The sequence below is a fragment of the Streptomyces sp. PH9007 genome, from assembly GCF_059813725.1.
Genome location: NZ_CM187440.1, coordinates 4,470,567 through 4,486,777, shown reverse-complemented (window position 1 = coordinate 4,486,777; position 16,211 = coordinate 4,470,567). Strand labels below are relative to the sequence as shown.

General features: G+C 67.7%; 14 protein-coding genes and 1 riboswitch. Of the genes, 10 read left to right on the top strand and 4 right to left on the bottom strand.

From position 1 onward, the window contains the following. Positions 1-5: 5 nt before the first annotated feature. The gene (locus ACTFAP_RS20785; protein ID WP_500467090.1) at positions 6-1,277 is read right to left on the bottom strand and encodes an extracellular solute-binding protein; all 1,272 of its coding nucleotides are present in this window, start codon (positions 1,275-1,277) and stop codon (positions 6-8) included. 266 nt (positions 1,278-1,543) lie between these two features. On the opposite strand from ACTFAP_RS20785, the gene ACTFAP_RS20780 reads away from it, so the two are divergent. The 7 genes from ACTFAP_RS20780 (at position 1,544) to ACTFAP_RS20750 (ending at position 9,621) form a co-directional block, all read left to right on the top strand. After that, a complete protein-coding gene (locus tag ACTFAP_RS20780; RefSeq protein WP_390121519.1) occupies positions 1,544-2,353 on the top strand; it encodes a GntR family transcriptional regulator in 810 nt (269 codons plus the stop codon). Positions 2,354-2,456: 103 nt separating this feature from the next. Further along, positions 2,457-4,715, top strand: coding sequence for a carbon starvation CstA family protein (locus ACTFAP_RS20775; RefSeq protein WP_500467089.1), 2,259 nt, complete (start codon positions 2,457-2,459; stop codon positions 4,713-4,715). Continuing rightward, a complete protein-coding gene (locus tag ACTFAP_RS20770) occupies positions 4,712-4,957 on the top strand; it encodes a YbdD/YjiX family protein (protein ID WP_436978826.1) in 246 nt (81 codons plus the stop codon). The genes ACTFAP_RS20775 and ACTFAP_RS20770 overlap by 4 nt, the downstream gene beginning before the upstream one ends. Before the next feature lie 76 nt (positions 4,958-5,033). Further along, positions 5,034-5,534, top strand: coding sequence for a GNAT family N-acetyltransferase (locus tag ACTFAP_RS20765; protein ID WP_500467088.1), 501 nt, complete (start codon positions 5,034-5,036; stop codon positions 5,532-5,534). Between the two features lie 30 nt (positions 5,535-5,564). Continuing rightward, positions 5,565-5,723: riboswitch (cobalamin riboswitch) on the top strand. A 137-nt stretch (positions 5,724-5,860) separates the two neighbouring features. Beyond that, on the top strand, positions 5,861-8,251 hold the full coding sequence (locus ACTFAP_RS20760) for a ribonucleoside-diphosphate reductase subunit alpha (RefSeq protein ID WP_500467087.1): 2,391 nt from the start codon (positions 5,861-5,863) through the stop codon (positions 8,249-8,251). Continuing rightward, complete coding sequence (locus ACTFAP_RS20755) at positions 8,251-9,273, top strand: ribonucleotide-diphosphate reductase subunit beta (protein ID WP_500467086.1); 1,023 nt, start codon at positions 8,251-8,253, stop codon at positions 9,271-9,273. Before ACTFAP_RS20760 ends, ACTFAP_RS20755 begins: the two co-directional genes overlap by 1 nt. 147 nt (positions 9,274-9,420) lie before the next feature. Continuing rightward, positions 9,421-9,621: a DUF397 domain-containing protein gene (locus ACTFAP_RS20750; protein ID WP_500467085.1), complete on the top strand. Its 201-nt coding sequence runs from the start codon at positions 9,421-9,423 to the stop codon at positions 9,619-9,621. On the opposite strand, the gene ACTFAP_RS20745 is transcribed toward ACTFAP_RS20750, so the two are convergent. Next, on the bottom strand, positions 9,601-10,821 hold the full coding sequence (locus tag ACTFAP_RS20745) for a S8 family serine peptidase (protein ID WP_500467084.1): 1,221 nt from the start codon (positions 10,819-10,821) through the stop codon (positions 9,601-9,603). The genes ACTFAP_RS20750 and ACTFAP_RS20745 overlap by 21 nt on opposite strands. Beyond that, positions 10,818-12,263 (bottom strand): coiled-coil domain-containing protein, encoded by a 1,446-nt coding sequence (locus ACTFAP_RS20740; protein WP_500467083.1) that lies wholly within the window; start codon positions 12,261-12,263, stop codon positions 10,818-10,820. Before ACTFAP_RS20740 ends, ACTFAP_RS20745 begins: the two co-directional genes overlap by 4 nt. A 119-nt stretch (positions 12,264-12,382) precedes the next feature. Between ACTFAP_RS20740 and ACTFAP_RS20735 the strand changes: the two genes are divergently transcribed. From ACTFAP_RS20735 to ACTFAP_RS20725, 3 genes are all read left to right on the top strand, one after another. Beyond that, the gene (locus ACTFAP_RS20735) at positions 12,383-12,880 is read left to right on the top strand and encodes a hypothetical protein (protein ID WP_500467082.1); all 498 of its coding nucleotides are present in this window, start codon (positions 12,383-12,385) and stop codon (positions 12,878-12,880) included. Continuing rightward, positions 12,867-14,948, top strand: coding sequence for a hypothetical protein (locus ACTFAP_RS20730; RefSeq protein WP_500467081.1), 2,082 nt, complete (start codon positions 12,867-12,869; stop codon positions 14,946-14,948). Before ACTFAP_RS20735 ends, ACTFAP_RS20730 begins: the two co-directional genes overlap by 14 nt. 186 nt (positions 14,949-15,134) lie before the next feature. Beyond that, the gene (locus tag ACTFAP_RS20725) at positions 15,135-15,503 is read left to right on the top strand and encodes a hypothetical protein (protein ID WP_500467080.1); all 369 of its coding nucleotides are present in this window, start codon (positions 15,135-15,137) and stop codon (positions 15,501-15,503) included. Between the two features lie 54 nt (positions 15,504-15,557). Here the strand turns inward: ACTFAP_RS20725 and def are convergent, their stop codons facing one another. After that, on the bottom strand, positions 15,558-16,181 hold the full coding sequence (gene def, locus ACTFAP_RS20720; protein WP_030733328.1) for a peptide deformylase: 624 nt from the start codon (positions 16,179-16,181) through the stop codon (positions 15,558-15,560). Positions 16,182-16,211: the final 30 nt, after the last annotated feature.

The following is a 16,211-nucleotide window of genomic DNA, read 5'->3' as shown; positions in this document are numbered from 1 at the left end:
GCTGACTACTCGCGGTTGATGCGGGTGGTGATCTCCGCGTCGGCCGCCTCGGCGGAGGAGGCGTAGTCGTCACCGTTGAGCGACTTGGTCATCAATTCCTTGATCGGATTGGGGACGGTCTCCACGTTGGCCCATCCGGTGGTCAGCGGCGGAAGAAAACCGACATCGGCGGAGGCGACCATGGCCTCGGCGAAGGAACCGGCCTCCGGGCTGGCGGTCACATCGGTCCGGTTGGGCACCACGCCGCCGTTCTGGGCGTCGACGAACTTCTGGGCCCACTCCTGGGAGGTCGCCAGCGTCAGCCACTCCTCGGCCAGCTCCGGGTTGCCGGCGCGCTGGTTGATCGAGAGGTTCGAGCCGCCGAGGAAGACGTGGCCGAGCTGGTCGGCGGTCTTGCCGGGGACCGGGAAGTAGCCGAAGTCGGCCTCGTCTCCGGCTTCCTCGATGGCGGTGATGGCGCCGTTCGCCTCCCAGCCCAGACCGATCCACGAGGCCACGTTGCCGCCCGGCACGATGTCGATGGACTGCTGGGGCGAGGCCTCGTCGTTGTCCTTGGGCGAGTCGGAGAAGGACTGGAGTTCGGCATAGAAGTCCATGCCGGCCTGGCCCTCGGGGGTGTTCAGCGAGCCCTTCCAGGCGTCACCGTCCTCGACGGCGAAGCTCCCGCCCTCGTCCGCGATGAAGCCGCCCAGCACGTAGTAGCTCTGGCCAGGCAGGTAGATCGGCTCGGCGTCGGTGTTGTCCCGGATCGTCTCCAGGGCGGTGACCCACTCGTCCCGGGTGGTGGGGACCTCGGCGCCGGCCTCCTCCCAGATCTTCTTGTCGTAGATGACCACCCGGTTGGCGCCGTACCAGGGCACGGCGTACAGGGTGTCGTCGACCTCGGCGGCGGCCAGCATGTTCTGGTTCCACGGCTGGTCGGCGAAAGCGTCCAGCTCGGCCAGGCCGCCGGTGTTGGCGTAGCCCACCGTCTGGGTGTTGCCGATCTCCATCACGTCCACCGTGCCCTCCTCGGAGAGGGCGGTGGTGAGGCGTTCCTGGATGCCGTCCCACTGCTGGATCTGAACATTGACCTTGACGCCGTGCTCGGCCTCGAACGCCTGATTGAGCTCGGTCACCCACGAATCGGGCGCGGATCCGTCCATCAGCCAAACGGTCAGGGAGTCGGACGAGCCGCCCCCGCCGCTCGAACCGCTGCCGTCGTCGCCGGTTCCGCAGGCGGCCAGCGCGGCGGTCATCGCCGTCACCGAAACGGCGGCCATCAGCGTGCGCTTCACGTGACCCTCCTCGGGGCATCCGCCCCTTGACACCCGTGCCGGGAGCGGTGGTTAGTAGTGAAGGAACAAGAGGTGTAGACCAGTTGCACGGAGCCTGGACTAGACCAAGGAGAGGTGTCAAGGGTCCACAAGCGGGCCTCGTCCGTCCGTTATCGGACCGACACCTGTCCGCCGACACCGCGTCTGTTCGGGCCGTGCCACGATGTCAGCTGCGAAAAACGGAGGAGCCGGTGACACCACCGCACCACTACGGGGAAGGACGGGCCATGGCGGGCGAAGGAAGCACGGCACCGGCCGCCGGAACCGAGGGCACCGACCGGAACCGTACCGCGCGGGTCCCCAAGTACTACCGGCTCAAGCGGCATCTGCTGCGGATGACCGAAACCCTGCCGCCGGGCACCCCGGTGCCGCCGGAGCGATCCCTCGCGATCGAGTTCGACACCTCCCGCACCACCGTGCGCCAGGCCCTGCAGGAACTGGTCGTCGAGGGACGGCTGGAGCGGATCCAGGGCAAGGGCACCTTCGTGGCCAAGCCCAAGGTCTCCCAGGCGCTGCAACTCACCTCCTACACCGAGGACATGCGCGCCCAGGGTCTGGAACCCACCTCCCAGCTGCTCGACATCGGCTACGTCACCGCCGACGAACGGCTGTCCCGGCTGCTCGGCCTGCCCGAGGGCGGCCGGGTGCTGCGCATCGAGCGGCTGCGGCTGGCCAGCGGCGAGCCGATGGCGCTGGAGACCACCCACCTGTCCCAGGAGCGGTTCCCCGCGCTGCGCCGCTCCCTGGTGCGCTTCACCTCGCTGTACACGGCGCTGGCCGAGGTGTACGGGGTGCACCTGGCGCGCGCCGAGGAGACCATCGAGACCTCGCTGGCCAATCCGCGCGAGGCGGGGCTGCTGGGCACCGATGTGGGGCTGCCGATGCTGATGCTGTCGCGGCACTCCTTCGCCACGGACGGCGAGCCGGTGGAGTGGGTGCGCTCGGTCTACCGGGGCGACCGCTACAAGTTCGTGGCCAATCTGGAGCGGCCCGCCCCGACCTCCCCCACTCCTCCCCCGGCGCCGTCCGCGTCATGAGTTCATGATCACGACGCGATGAGTCGGTGAAGACGCTCCGCAATCCCGTACCGCCCCATGGTCATCCGGCCGCCGCTGCCCTAGATTCGCCCTCTGTCGGGCGATGACGGCCGGCACGGCGGCGCAGGGAGGCACGACGGTGGTGCGACAACTACGGCAGGCACGACCCCGTACGGTCGTCATCTGGACCCTGGTGTCCGTGGTGGCCGCCTGCGGCTGGGCCATGCTGGCGCTCTCGCGCGGCGAGGAGGTGTCGGCGGCCTGGATGGTGGCGGCGGCGCTCGGCTCGTACGCCATCGGCTACCGGTTCTACTCGCGTTTCATCGCGCACCGGGCGCTGGGTGTCGACAAGCGGCGGGCCACTCCGGCGGAGCGGCACAACGACGGGCTCGACTACCACCCCACCGACCGCCGGGTGCTGCTGGGCCATCACTTCGCGGGCATCTCGGGCGCCGGCCCGCTGGTGGGCCCGGTGCTGGCCGCCCAGATGGGCTATCTGCCGGGCACCATCTGGATCGTGGTCGGGGTGATCTTCGCCGGCGCGGTGCAGGACATGGTGGTGCTGTTCGCCTCCACCCGGCGCGACGGCAAGTCGCTGGGCCAGATCGCGCGCGAGGAGATCGGCCCGGTGGGCGGCGTCGCGGCGGTGATCGCGATCTTCACGATCATGATCATTCTGCTCGCGGTACTGGCCCTGGTGGTGCTGAACGCGCTCGCCGAGTCCGCCTGGGGCACCTTCTCGGTCGGGATGACCATTCCGATCGCGCTGTTCATGGGTTTCTACCTGCGCCATCTGCGGCCCGGAAAGGTCGCCGAGGTCACCGTCATCGGCGTCTCGCTGCTGATGTTCGTCATCGTGGCCGGCCGCTGGGTGGCGAATTCCTCGCTGGGCGAGACCTTCACCCTGGAGCCGGGCACCCTGGTGATCTGGCTGGCGGTGTACGGATTCGCCGCCTCCGTCGTCCCGGTGTGGCTGCTGCTGGTGCCGCGGGACTATCTGTCGACCTTTATGAAGATCGGCACCATCGGGCTGCTGGCTGCGGCGATCATCATCACGCTGCCCGGCCTGAAGATGGACGCGATCACGGACTTCGCCTCCAACGGTGAGGGCCCGGTGTTCGCGGGCTCGCTGTTCCCCTTCGTCTTCATCACCATCGCCTGCGGTGCCCTCTCCGGTTTCCACGCGCTGATCTCCTCGGGAACCACTCCGAAGATGATTCAGAAGGAGACCCAGGTACGCAGCATCGGCTACGGCGCGATGCTGATGGAATCCTCCGTCGCGGTCATGGCGATCACCGCGGCCTGCGTGCTGGATCCGGGTATCTATTTCGCGATGAACGCGCCGCCCGCGGTCATCGGGGACACCGTCCAGTCGGCGTCCGAGATCATCACATCGTGGGGATTCACCGTCACCCCGGACCAATTGACGGCGGCGGCCGAATCGGTGGAGGAGGGCTCACTGCTCTCCCGGACCGGAGGGGCACCGACGCTGGCGCTCGGCCTCGCCGCGATTCTCGCCGACATCCTCGGCGGCGAAGCGATGATGTCCTTCTGGTATCACTTCGCGATCATGTTCGAGGCGCTGTTCATCCTCACCGCGATCGACGCCGGAACCCGCGTGGGCCGCTTCATTCTTCAGGACGCCATCGGCGGCGTGCACCCGCGGCTGGCGAAATTCCGTTCCACCCACTGGTGGCCCGGGATCTGGATCACCGGCGCGCTGGTGGTCGGCCTGTGGGGCGGGCTGCTGTGGATCGGCGTGCACGATCCACTGGGCGGCATCAACACGCTCTTCCCGGTCTTCGGCATCGCCAACCAGCTGCTGGCCGCCATCGCCCTGGCCATCTGCACGGTATTGCTCGTCAAGGGCGGCCGCTCCCGCTACGCGTGGGTGACCGGGGTGCCGCTGGTGTGGATCTCGATCGTGACGCTGACCGCGAGCTGGCAGAAGGTGTTCTCCGGCGACCCGGCGGTGGGCTTCCTCGCCCGCCGCTCGCAGTACCAGGACGGGATCGCGAACGGAGAACTGCTGCCGGGCGCCAAGGACATGTCCGACATGCAGACCATCGTGACCAACGCCACCATCACCGCCGCCATCACCGGGCTGCTGGCGGTCCTCGTCCTGGTCGTCTTCGCCGACGCCGCCCGCATGATCGTCAAGGCGCTGCGCGACCCGGGCTCGGTCTCCCTCCAGGAGGCCCCGTTCGTGGAGTCCCGGCTGATCGCCCCCGCCGGGCTGATCGCCACCAAGGAGGAGAAGGCCGAACTGGTGGCCGCCGGACTCGGGCCCGAGGGCGGCATCCCGGCCGCCGGGGACGGCGAGGCGGGCGGCGAGCGCACCCCCGAAGGGGCCAGGGAATGACCGCCACGGACGGCACGACCGGCGCGGTACGGACCACCACGGTGGCCCGTACCGCGCGCCGGGTCGGCGGCTGGCTGCGCTGGTACGTGCGCGAGGTCACCGGCGAGAGCGCGTACGACCGCTATACGGCCCGCGCCCGGGCCCAGGACCCGACGGTACAGGTGCTGAGCCGGCGCGAGTTCGAACGGATGCGGATGGACGCCAGGGCATCCGAGCCGGGCGCGGGCGCCGGCTGCTGCTGACCCGCACCCCGCCCGCCCGCGGGCCCCGGCCGATATCGCCGTGCGGGGCGTCGAACAGGCGTCACATACTGACGCCATGGACACCCTGATCAGAGCCGCCGAGCCCGCTGAACTGACCGAGATCGGCGAGCTGACCGCCACCACCTACCTCGGCGAGGGCCTGCTCACCTACGGAGCCGACGACCCCTACCTCAAAGTGCTGCGCGACACCACACACCGGGCGGCGCACACCCGGATCCTGGTGGCGGCGGACGCCGACGGCACGCTGCTGGGCTCCGTCACCCTCGTCCTGGACGGCGGGCCGTACGTGGACGTCGCCGCCGCCCCCGAGGAGGCCGAGTTCCGGATGCTGGTCGTACGGGGCGAGGCGCGCGGCCGGGGGGTCGGCGAGGCCCTGGTGCGGGAGTGTCTGAGCCGGGCGCGCCGAGCCGGGAAACGGCGTGTCGTCATCTCCAGTTCGTCGCAGATGCACACAGCGCACAGACTCTACGGGCGGCTCGGCTTCGTTCGGGCCCCGGAGCGCGACTGGGACCCGTTCCCGGGGGTCACACTTCACGTGTTCGCATGTGAGCTGTGACCGTAAGTATGACGACGAACACTACATATGGGGGTGCTCGCTTCCCTCGGCACAAGATGTATGCTCGTGCTCGCTGTCGTCGCAGGGGAATCCGGCGTGATTCCGGAACTGTCCCGCAACGGTATGTGATGGGCTGATTCCAGATGGTCCGTCACGAGTCCGAACACCTGCCGTCAGTATCGAGAACGTCCGGGCCTCGTGGGCTGGGCCGGCGGACGCTGCGCGGTATACGTCACGTGAGCCTTTGCCTTGCTACACGTATGCCCGCATGCGCCCGTCGTGCGTAGCCCCTGTAGGTGTCCCTGCGATATGAGGGAGAGCATCGCGTGACCATCGCACCCGTCGCCCCAGCGGAGCCGGCCTCAGCCGAACTGCTGCGCACCGTGAGCGACCTCACCGCCGATCTGCCCGCCACCGACCCCTCGCGGGTCACGGCGGCCGTGATCCGCGGCCGGGCGGCCGACTCCGACGCGGCCGAACTCCGCTCGCTCGCCATCGAGGCCGCCGCCGGCCTCATCGGCGAGGAGCCCGAGTACTCGCGGCTCGCCGCCCGATTGCTCACCCTCGCCGTGCGCGAGGAAGCCGCCGGGCAGGGCGCGGTCACCTTCTCCGACTCGATCGCCACCGGGCAGCGCGAGGGCCTGATCGCCGACACCACCGCCGAGTTCGTCGAACTCCACGCGGAACGGCTGAACGCCCTGGTGGAGCAGGCGATCGCGGACGGCGCGGATGACCGGTTCGGCTACTTCGGGCTGCGCACCGTCGAGTCCCGCTACCTGCTGCGCCACCCGCACACCCGCAAGGTGATCGAGACCCCGCAGCACTTCCTGCTCCGGGTGGCCTGCGGCCTCGCCGAGGACCGCTCCGAGCGCGCCCTGGAGGAGGTGGCACGGCTGTACGGGCTGACCAGCTCGCTCGCCTACCTGCCGTCCTCCCCCACCCTGTTCAACTCCGGCACCCGGCACCCGCAGATGTCCTCCTGCTACCTGCTGGACTCGCCGCTGGACGAGCTGGACTCCATCTACGAGCGCTACCACCAGGTCGCGCGGCTCTCCAAGCACGCCGGCGGCATCGGCCTGTCCTACTCCCGCATCCGGGCCAGGGGCTCGCTGATCCGCGGCACCAACGGCAAGTCGAACGGCATCGTGCCGTTCCTGCGCACCCTGGACTCCTCGGTCGCCGCCGTCAACCAGGGCGGCCGGCGCAAGGGCGCGGCCTGCGTGTACCTGGAGAGCTGGCACGCCGACCTGGAGGAGTTCCTGGAGCTGCGGGACAACACCGGTGAAGAGGCCCGCCGCACCCACAACCTGAACCTGGCGCACTGGATCCCCGACGAGTTCATGCGCCGGGTGGAGGCGGACGCCGAGTGGTCGCTGTTCTCGCCGTCCGAGGTGCCCGAGCTGGTGGACCTGTGGGGCGACGCGTTCGACGCCGCCTACCGCAAGGCGGAGGCCGAGGGCCGCGCCGCCAAGCGGGTGCCCGCCCGGCAGCTGTACGCGCGGATGATGCGGACCCTGGCGCAGACCGGCAACGGCTGGATGACGTTCAAGGACGCCGCGAACCGTACCGCCAACCAGACGGCCGAGGCCGGCTCGATCGTGCACTCCTCGAACCTGTGCACCGAGATCATCGAGGTCACGGACGACGGCGAGACCGCCGTGTGCAACCTCGGCTCCATCAACCTGGCCGCGCACCTGGGCGCCGACGGTGACATGGACTGGGAGCGGATCGACGCCACCGTGCGCACGGCCGTGACCTTCCTGGACCGCGTGGTGGACATCAACTTCTACCCGACGAAGGAGGCCGCCGCCTCCAACAGCCGCTGGCGGCCGGTCGGCCTGGGCCTGATGGGCCTCCAGGACGTCTTCTTCCGGCTGCGGCTGCCCTTCGACTCCCCCGAGGCGAAGGCGCTGTCCACCCGGATCTCCGAGCGGATCATGCTGGCCGCGTACGAGACCTCCGCCGATCTGGCGGAGCGGCACGGCCCGTTCGAGAACTGGGAGAAGACCCGGACCGCGCGCGGCGTCCTGCACCCCGACCACTACGCCGACGCCCAGGTGACCTGGCCGGAGCGGTGGGAGGCGCTGCGTACCCGCATCGCTGGTACCGGCATGCGCAACTCGCTGCTGCTGGCCATCGCGCCGACCGCCACCATCGCCTCGATCGCCGGCGTGTACGAGTGCATCGAGCCGCAGGTGTCGAACCTGTTCAAGCGCGAGACGCTCAGCGGCGAGTTCCTCCAGGTCAACACCTACCTGGTCGAGGACCTGAAGCGGCTGGGCCTGTGGAACGAGGCGACCCGGGGCGCGCTGCGCGAGGCGAACGGCTCCATCGACGGCATCGAGTCGCTGCCGGCCGAGGTGCGCGACCTGTACCGCACGGCGTGGGAGCTGCCGCAGCGGGCGCTGATCGACATGGCGGCCGCCCGTACCCCCTTCATCGACCAGGCGCAGTCCCTGAACCTGTTCATGGCCTCGCCGACCATCGGCAAGCTCAGCTCGATGTACGCGTACGCGTGGAAGAGCGGCCTGAAGACCACGTACTACCTGCGGTCCCGCCCGGCCACCCGGATCGCGGCGTCGGCGCGCGGCGGCTCCGCCGCGGCCACCGCGCCCGCCCCCACCATCCCCGTGCAGCAGCAGCCGGCCGCCGTCACCGAAGCCGACGCCGTCGCCTGCTCCCTGGAGAACCCCGAGTCCTGCGAGGCATGCCAGTAATGACCACCGAGGCACAGAAGACGAAGAACCTGCTCGACCCGGGCTTCGAACTGACCCTGCGGCCCATGCGCTACCCGGACTTCTACGAGCGGTACCGGGACGCCATCAAGAACACCTGGACCGTGGAAGAGGTCGACCTCCACTCGGACGTCGCGGACCTGGCGAAGCTGTCGCCGGGCGAGCAGCACATGATCGGCCGGCTGGTGGCGTTCTTCGCCACGGGCGACTCGATCGTGGCCAACAACCTGGTGCTCACGCTCTACAAGCACATCAACTCCCCCGAGGCGCGGCTGTACCTGTCACGGCAGCTGTTCGAGGAGGCGGTGCATGTCCAGTTCTATCTGACGCTGCTGGACACGTACCTGCCCGACCCGGACGACCGGGCCGAAGCCTTCGCGGCGGTCGAGAACATCCCGTCCATCCGGGAGAAGGCGCAGTTCTGCTTCCGCTGGATGGACTCGGTGGAGAACATCGACCGGCTGGAGACCCAGGCCGACCGGCGGCGCTTCCTGCTGAACCTGATCTGCTTCGCGGCCTGCATCGAGGGGCTGTTCTTCTACGGGGCGTTCGCCTACGTGTACTGGTTCCGCTCGCGCGGTCTGCTGCACGGCCTGGCGACGGGCACCAACTGGGTGTTCCGCGACGAGACCATGCACATGAACTTCGCGTTCGAGGTCGTCGACACGGTGCGCCGGGAGGAGCCCGAGCTCTTCGACGAGGAGCTGGAGCGCCAGGTCACCGACATGCTGAAGGAGGCCGTCGAGGCGGAACTCCAGTTCGCGCGTGACCTTTGCGGCGACGGCCTGCCGGGCATGAACACCGAGTCGATGCGCCAGTACCTGGAGTGCGTCGCCGACCAGCGGCTGCTGCGGCTGGGGATCAAGCCGGTGTTCGGCTCGGAGAACCCGTTCTCGTTCATGGAGCTCCAGGACGTCCAGGAACTGACCAACTTCTTCGAGCGCCGGGCCTCCGCCTACCAGGTGGCGGTCGAGGGGAACGTGTCGTTCGACGACGACTTCTGACACGGACACGAGAGCGCCGCACCGGCGCTTTCGTATACAAGAGGCCGTCTGGCGTTAATTGATCGCTGCATCAGAAGACGGTTTGTGCTCGCTCCGGCTGCTCCTCTCGGATGAGGACTCATCCCATCATCCGAGAGGAGCAGACCCATGATGAGCGTGCGATGGCACATCAGCAGCTACAGCAGCACGGGCAACAACTGCCTGGAACACGCCCCCCTGCCGACCGGCCTCCAGGCCGTACGCGACACGAAGGCGCGCACCTGCGCCACATTGCTCCTGTCGGCGGCGTCCTGGCAATCCTTCGTCACGGCCACCAGGACCGACTCCTTACGCCCCCGCGGACGCTGACCGCCGCCGGACCACCGCCCACCCGGTCACGGAGGCGACCAGGACGACGGCGGTGCCACCGAGGATCCAGGGCAGCGGGCTGGTGTCGTCGCTGGTGGCGGCGGCTTCCGCCTCGGGCCCGGGGGCGGCGTCAGCGTCGGTTTCGGGGGCCGTCTCGGCCTCCGGTTCGGGGACGGGGGTGGCAGCGGGATCGAGGGCGGCTTCCCAGTCGCGGAAGATGGGCGGGCTGTCAGGGTCCCCTGGGTCGCCTTCCCCATCCACGATGACGCGGTCGGGCCGGACGATGCCGTACCCGGTGTAGTCATCGCGTCGCTGGTCATCGGGGCGTTCTGCGGTGTTGAGCATGACGCGCAGGACCTGGTTCTTGGTCCAGTCGGGGTGCTGCGACCAGATGAGCGCGGCGGAGGCGGAGGCGAGAGCGGTGGCGGAACTGGTGCCGCCCGACTCCCAAATGCAAGCGGGACCCGAGCGACCGTCGCAAGGACCAGGCACGTCCTTTCCGGGAGCTGCCAGGGAGACCTGCGGACCATACGTCGAATAGGCGGCGCGCTCGCCTCCAGCGTCGACGGCGGCAACCCCGATCACGCCTGGATGCGATGCCGGGTAATTGGCGGGATTGCTCCCGTCCCCATCATTGCCTGTTCCTGCGAAAATCAGAACGTCGCTTCTTGCCGCAACCGCCAATGCTTCCGCCATGACCTCCTGCACAACACCGCTATCGGTACCGCTCACGGACATATTGATGATCTGAGCGCCCTGGTCGACCGCGTATTCAATGCTCGCGGCCCACCTCTCCGCCTGATCAAGATCCGGACTCTCGTCATAGATTCGAACGGGCAAGATTTGGACACCGGGAGCCAGTCCTCGAACTCCCTGCCCTCCACCAGTGCCCGCAATCAATGAGGCCATGTGGGTGCCGTGGCCATCGGCGTCGCTATGCGCTCCCTCAGGCGACTCGGTGAGGTCCGTGCCCTCAAGGACTTGACCCTCCAGTTCGGGGAGAGAGCTGTCGACGCCGCTATCGAGAACAGCGACGGTGATGCCTTCGCCGGTGGCATGTTCCCACATTTGTTCGACGCGGAGGGTGTCGAAGTACCAGGGGTGTTGGGGGGTGTCGGCTGCTTGTGCGGTGGTGGGTGCGGTGGCCAAGGCTGCGGTGAGGGCAAGGGTGGTGGCGAGGGCCCGGCGGGTGGGGGTCATGGCTGCTGCCTGTCGTCCTTGCTCTCGTTCTTCTTTTTCTTCTTCTTGCTGCTCTTGCCTCGGCCCGGAAGTCCGATGACACCGGTGGGTTTGGGCAGCGACCGTCCGCGCTCCCCACGACCGGTGGCCGGCCGTCCGTCGACCGTCGCTTTGCCGTAGGTGCCGCGAGGGGTGTTGTTGGGTTGATCGTTCTTGGAGGGAGTGAGGCGGGAGTTGGCGGCGTTCATGCCGGGCTGGATCACCCCACCCGGCGGGATCCTCGATGCCACGGTCGGTTTCGCGTTCGGCACCGGCTTACCCCCGAGCAGACCGTAGTTGTTGGCACGCGCCCAGGGGTTACCCCCACCGGAACCAGAACCGGGACCGCCGCCACTCATGGGAGGGCGCCCCAGGGGAGGCTGCTGGCCTCCCGGCATCCCCGGCCCGGCAGGCCGCCCCAGCGGTTGCTGTGAACCCGGACCGGACGGCGGACCAGAGGGCCGCACGGGCAGCGCCTCACCCGGACGCAGAGCCGGGCCGCGCACAAGCGGCACCTGACCCCCACCACCACGACCGGGCCCCTGACCGGGCTGGACCGGTGACGGCCACCCCGGCACCGGACCCACCACCAGTTGCTGCGGAGGACCACCACCCACCGGACGCTCCGTCATCACCGGCGGAGGAGACCCCGACGGAGCCACCGGAGGCGCCCCACCATTCGGCACCACCCCCACCGAATCCAACGACGTCCCCACACCGGCCTTCTCACTTGTGCCGGGCACCGACTCCACTCCGGCTACCGCGCTGGGGTCGATGGCACTCGGAGCTGTGTAGCCGGGGCGGTCCTGCCGTGGGTCGACCCGGCCCCCCACTGGAAAGGGCTCCTGTACCTCTCCCGGTGTTCCCCCGGACACAGAACGGGATGGATCCCAGATCCCCGGTCCCCCGCCCCATTCCAGTGGCGTGAACGTTGGTTCCGGCGCGGTCTGCATGACCGTGGCCTCCCACGCGTACACCGAGCCGAGACGACTGATCACACCGGCCGCCTCCGAGCGCAGTTCCTCCGCCTCCATGAACGTCGGAGCGTTCCCCATCCGGAAGGACTCCTGGTCAGCGATCTCGCGGCTCGTCGTCAAGATGGTGTCCGGGACCGGTGGCATAGATGACTTGGCTTCCCGTAGAGCCGCACCCGCCTGCTTGATGGACGTCCCGACGCGATCGGCGTAGGTCTTGAGATCCTCGGACTCCTGCTCGAATCGAGCCACCCACTCTCGCAGCATGTTCGCTGTCTGGCCCTCCCACTCCAGCTGGCGCATCTCGCGTGCTACCGCCGTGCCGACGTGGGCTACAGCCCGAGCCACTTCCTCCAGGACATCGCCCCGCTGAATCAGCACGTCCGGATTGGCGCTGTTCAGCAGCGCCACCAATTCCGCATGCGACATCGACCACAGGTCCTGCGTCATCAACGGCCCCCCTTCCCCGCCCCGGCCAAGTGCATACCGGGACAGGATACTTACCGCCCGCAGCGGCAACTCAACAGGTTGCTACCGTGGGTATCCGAACGTCAATCATCGGGGGGGTCATGTCCATACCAGCAGACTCCGCGTCGACCCGGCTGAACAGCACGGTGGTGCCGGACGGTGAGACCTTGCAGGACTGGGATCAGCCACAGGCGGATCTGGTGGTCGATCCTGAGGAGTTGCGGGCCATGGGTGAGGACGCTCACGCGCTGTCCCGCATTCTGACGGCGGGCCCACAAGCCTCCGGCACCACCTACTCCGCCGCCGCGGCGCTCAGCAACGACGGATTCGCCACCGGCTCCGCGCTGCACCACACCATGGCGCGTTTCTTCCGGCAATCGATGAATCTGCACAACGACTGTGTACGCGTCGGAGATCACCTCACCGGCACCAGTACGGCACATGCCACCCTTGAGGAAGACATCTCGACCCAGCTCCGGTCGGCCACCCAGGACCTCCAATATCCGGGCACTCCGTCGATCGTTGCTCTCGCCGATGTCCAGCCCACGGAGATCGCCGGCGTATGGGGCGGCGAAGGCGGTGCCGATGCCCGGGTATGAGCAGTTGAACAACGTCGACTTCCGCTCGCTGGACGCGGCGATCGAGGACTGGCGGCAGACGAAGGGGGACCTGGACGCGCTGGCCGCCGAGGCGGCCCAGGGGCTGTTGTCCAAGATCGAGGCATCGCAGTGGAGGGGCGAGAACGCCACCGTCAGCCGGGAGTTCATCATCCGCGCCGGCTCCGAGTTCGAGTACGCCTATCAGCAGGCCCAGGCCGTCTTCACGATTCTCACGGAGTTCCGCGCCGTCCAGGCGGCTCACCAGCGGTCTCTCCAGGAAATCGCGCAAGAGGCGAGACAGCAGGGTCTGTACGTCCAGGCCAACGGCACGGTCATCGAGCAGCCGGACGGTCCGTACAGCGACCTGGGTCTGGAGCAGTCCGGCCCGTTGCTCGGCCCCGGAACCTCGTCCCGCCAGGCTGACATCGACCACTTCGCCGCCCGGATCCAGGCCGTGCTGGCCGAAGCGGCCACGCAGGACGAGACCACCGCTCGCGCGCTGCGCGAGAACATCGGCGAAGAGCGGGACCACTTCGCCCCCGTCACCGCGGAGAACCTGTTCGACGGTGAACGGGCCCAGGGCATCGCGGATGCCCAGGAGTATCTGGACCTCATCGAGTCGGAGGCGTACAACACCCAGGAAGGCATTGACCGTCTCAACGAACTGGCGGCGGCCCAGAGCCACAATGAGCACTTCGCCACCTACCTCGCGACGGGTCTCGGCGCGGAGGGAACGCTGGAGTTCTGGGCGGACGTGCTGGACGGGCCCGAATCCGGCGAGGTCAGTGACGCCTACCGGGAGTCGGTGCTCCAGCTCCGGGAGAACCTGGGCGTGACGTTCGGCACCGCGTCGGAAAGTCATCGCGACGGGATGGACGCGTGGCGGAACGACATGATCGCGCTGGGGTCCGAGCGGATCGGTACCGGCGCCGCCATGAATCCTTATGGGTTCCAGATCATGAGTGATCTCATGATGCACGGAAACTACGACAAGGACTGGCTGGTCGACTACGGTGCCCGCCTGGTGAATGCCGAGCAGGAAATGGCCTTTGACACGGCGCAGTTCTGGGCCAATGCGGCACCCGTCGAAGAGTATCGCCGGGTCATCGGTGATGAGTACCGCGCCGACCCGTTCACAGGCTTCATGCGCGCCCTGGGCAACAATCCGGACGCGGCGACCGCTTTTGTCCTGACTGAGGACCCCCAGGACTACGCGGAGTACATCGTCACGGTGCGCGAGACTCCGAGGACCGACGGGGGCGCTGTCCACGAGGAGACCGGTCAGGCCCTGTTCGCCGCCGCCACCGGTATCAACCCGCATGATCCGGCCGCCCTGTACGTCGAACACACCGCCGACCACGACGCGGCCCGCGACCGCGTACTCGCACTGGGCTCCGCCCTCGGCGACGACTTCCCGCCGGAGTTCCGCGACCCCATGGCCAAGATGCTGGTCAACCATGGGGACGCCGTCATCGACACGGCTGGAAGTCAGCTGCCGGAGAAACCTTTGGACCACAGGGATCTGTCGAATGTGGCCACTCAGATCTCGCGTGACCCCCAAGCGTACGGCGCGCTCAACGAGGGGATGAATTATCTGCTCGTCGACTCCCTACAGGCAACGGAAAGCACAACGGGACACGTGCTGGAGCCTGAGGACACGCTGGCCCGGGCAGGACAGACCGTCGGCTTCCTGGAGCAAGCACGCAACGACGCACTGTACGGGGAGATGGCGCAAGAGGAATCGGATGCCGCGTGGAACGCGCGTTGGAAATATCACGCCCTGGGTGCAGCCTTCAACTTTATTCCGGAACTCGGTGACATGGTGCAGCGGGGAGTTGATGTTTATACACAGGCGTGGCTGGACGACGAGCTGGCAAGGATCGAAGGAAAGTATTCCGAGGAGGAGTATATCGTCACGCGCTCCCGGGCCAATCAACTAGCCGCACTGGCCGAAGCCTGGTACGAGGTCAATTCGACATGGGCAGACGGGGAAACCGACTACCGATCCGAAACCGGGCGCGCCAACAAAATCGGCGAATCGGCACTGTTGGGGAGGGACACCAAGTAGATGGACCACATCCGACGCACATCACCGGGGGCAGCCGCCGCCTTCTGCCTGTCTCTATCACTGTTCGCCTCCGGCTGCTCAAGCGGAGAAGAACGCCAAGAATACTCAATCCAGGAGAAGATCTGCGGAATACGCGTGGATCCCTCGCTCTCGAAGGGAATATTTCCCCCTGGAGGCGAATTTTCCATGACTGTCGACGATTCCATGGAAGGTCGCCTTCTCTGTTCCATTCATATCGACTCAAAAAGGACCGCAGAGTTCAGCACATACATGCTGGAAACGCTCTCTCCGCCACCTGGGCCGGCCTTCAGCGACTGGGGCACACTGCTGGAAACGGTTGATATCGAAGGAGAGGCGCTCCTGTGGGAAAGGGGGGCTGGCATCTCCTTTCAGTGTGCAGCAGACGACGAAAATCTCTATGCCTACGCGAAGATCTCCATCGACTTCTTCGACACCCCCATCGACGACGACGAGGAGCGCAAGGACGCCATCGAAGCCTTCGCCCGCAGCTACGTCGAAGGCGTCAAGGAGTACCAGCAGTGCGACTACGCCTAAGGGGCGGACCGGGAGTCGGTCCGCCCCTCAGGGGGTGCGCTCGGTGGTGGGAGGTCAGGCGTTGGGGACCGTCTCGTAGCGGGGGGTCCCCTCCTCCATCATCTTCAGGGCCTTCTTCCGCTCCCGCTTGGAGAGGCGGTCGATGTACAGGCGGCCGTACAGGTGGTCCGTCTCGTGCTGGAGGCAGCGCGCGAAGTAGCCGGTGCCCTGGACGCGGATCGGCTCGCCCGCCGCGTTCTGGCCGGTGACCACCGCGTAGTCGGGGCGGGCCAGCTCCGCGTAGGCGGTCGGGACCGACAGGCAGCCCTCGTTGTTGTCGTCGAGCACCCGCGACTCGGCCGGCAGCTCCTCCAGGACGGGGTTGCACACCACCCCGACGTGCCGCACGCCCTCGTCGTCGTGGCAGTCGTACACGAACACCTTCAGATCGACACCGATCTGGTTCGCCGCGAGACCGACACCCTCCGCAGCCCGCTGGCTGGCGAACATGTCGTCGATCAGCGCCGCGAGACCGTCGTCGAACTCGGTGACGTTCCGGCACTCGGAGTGCAGTACGGGGTTCCCGACGACCGTGATGGGGCGGGCGGTGCCGCGCGCCCGGTACGCCTGCTCCCGCTCCTCGCAGTCCTGCGTGTCATCGATGAACTCATCCACACGCTGATCGATCTCTTGCGTCATGTCTTACAGCTTACGGTCCGATCCGGACAG

What these genes read in the sequence shown, in the direction of transcription:
- ACTFAP_RS20725 (WP_500467080.1), top strand. Translation starts at nt 15,135, where the DNA reads ATGACTGTCGACGATTCCATGGAAGGTCGCCTTCTCTGTTCCATTCAT.
- ACTFAP_RS20730 (WP_500467081.1), top strand. Translation starts at nt 12,867, where the DNA reads ATGCCCGGGTATGAGCAGTTGAACAACGTCGACTTCCGCTCGCTGGAC.
- ACTFAP_RS20765 (WP_500467088.1), top strand. Translation starts at nt 5,034, where the DNA reads ATGGACACCCTGATCAGAGCCGCCGAGCCCGCTGAACTGACCGAGATC.
- ACTFAP_RS20755 (WP_500467086.1), top strand. Translation starts at nt 8,251, where the DNA reads ATGACCACCGAGGCACAGAAGACGAAGAACCTGCTCGACCCGGGCTTC.
- ACTFAP_RS20740 (WP_500467083.1), bottom strand. Translation starts at nt 12,263, where the DNA reads ATGACGCAGGACCTGTGGTCGATGTCGCATGCGGAATTGGTGGCGCTG.
- ACTFAP_RS20750 (WP_500467085.1), top strand. Translation starts at nt 9,421, where the DNA reads ATGATGAGCGTGCGATGGCACATCAGCAGCTACAGCAGCACGGGCAAC.
- ACTFAP_RS20735 (WP_500467082.1), top strand. Translation starts at nt 12,383, where the DNA reads ATGTCCATACCAGCAGACTCCGCGTCGACCCGGCTGAACAGCACGGTG.
- ACTFAP_RS20745 (WP_500467084.1), bottom strand. Translation starts at nt 10,821, where the DNA reads ATGACCCCCACCCGCCGGGCCCTCGCCACCACCCTTGCCCTCACCGCA.
- ACTFAP_RS20770 (WP_436978826.1), top strand. Translation starts at nt 4,712, where the DNA reads ATGACCGCCACGGACGGCACGACCGGCGCGGTACGGACCACCACGGTG.
- ACTFAP_RS20780 (WP_390121519.1), top strand. Translation starts at nt 1,544, where the DNA reads ATGGCGGGCGAAGGAAGCACGGCACCGGCCGCCGGAACCGAGGGCACC.
- ACTFAP_RS20775 (WP_500467089.1), top strand. Translation starts at nt 2,457, where the DNA reads ATGACGGCCGGCACGGCGGCGCAGGGAGGCACGACGGTGGTGCGACAA.
- def (WP_030733328.1), bottom strand. Translation starts at nt 16,181, where the DNA reads ATGACGCAAGAGATCGATCAGCGTGTGGATGAGTTCATCGATGACACG.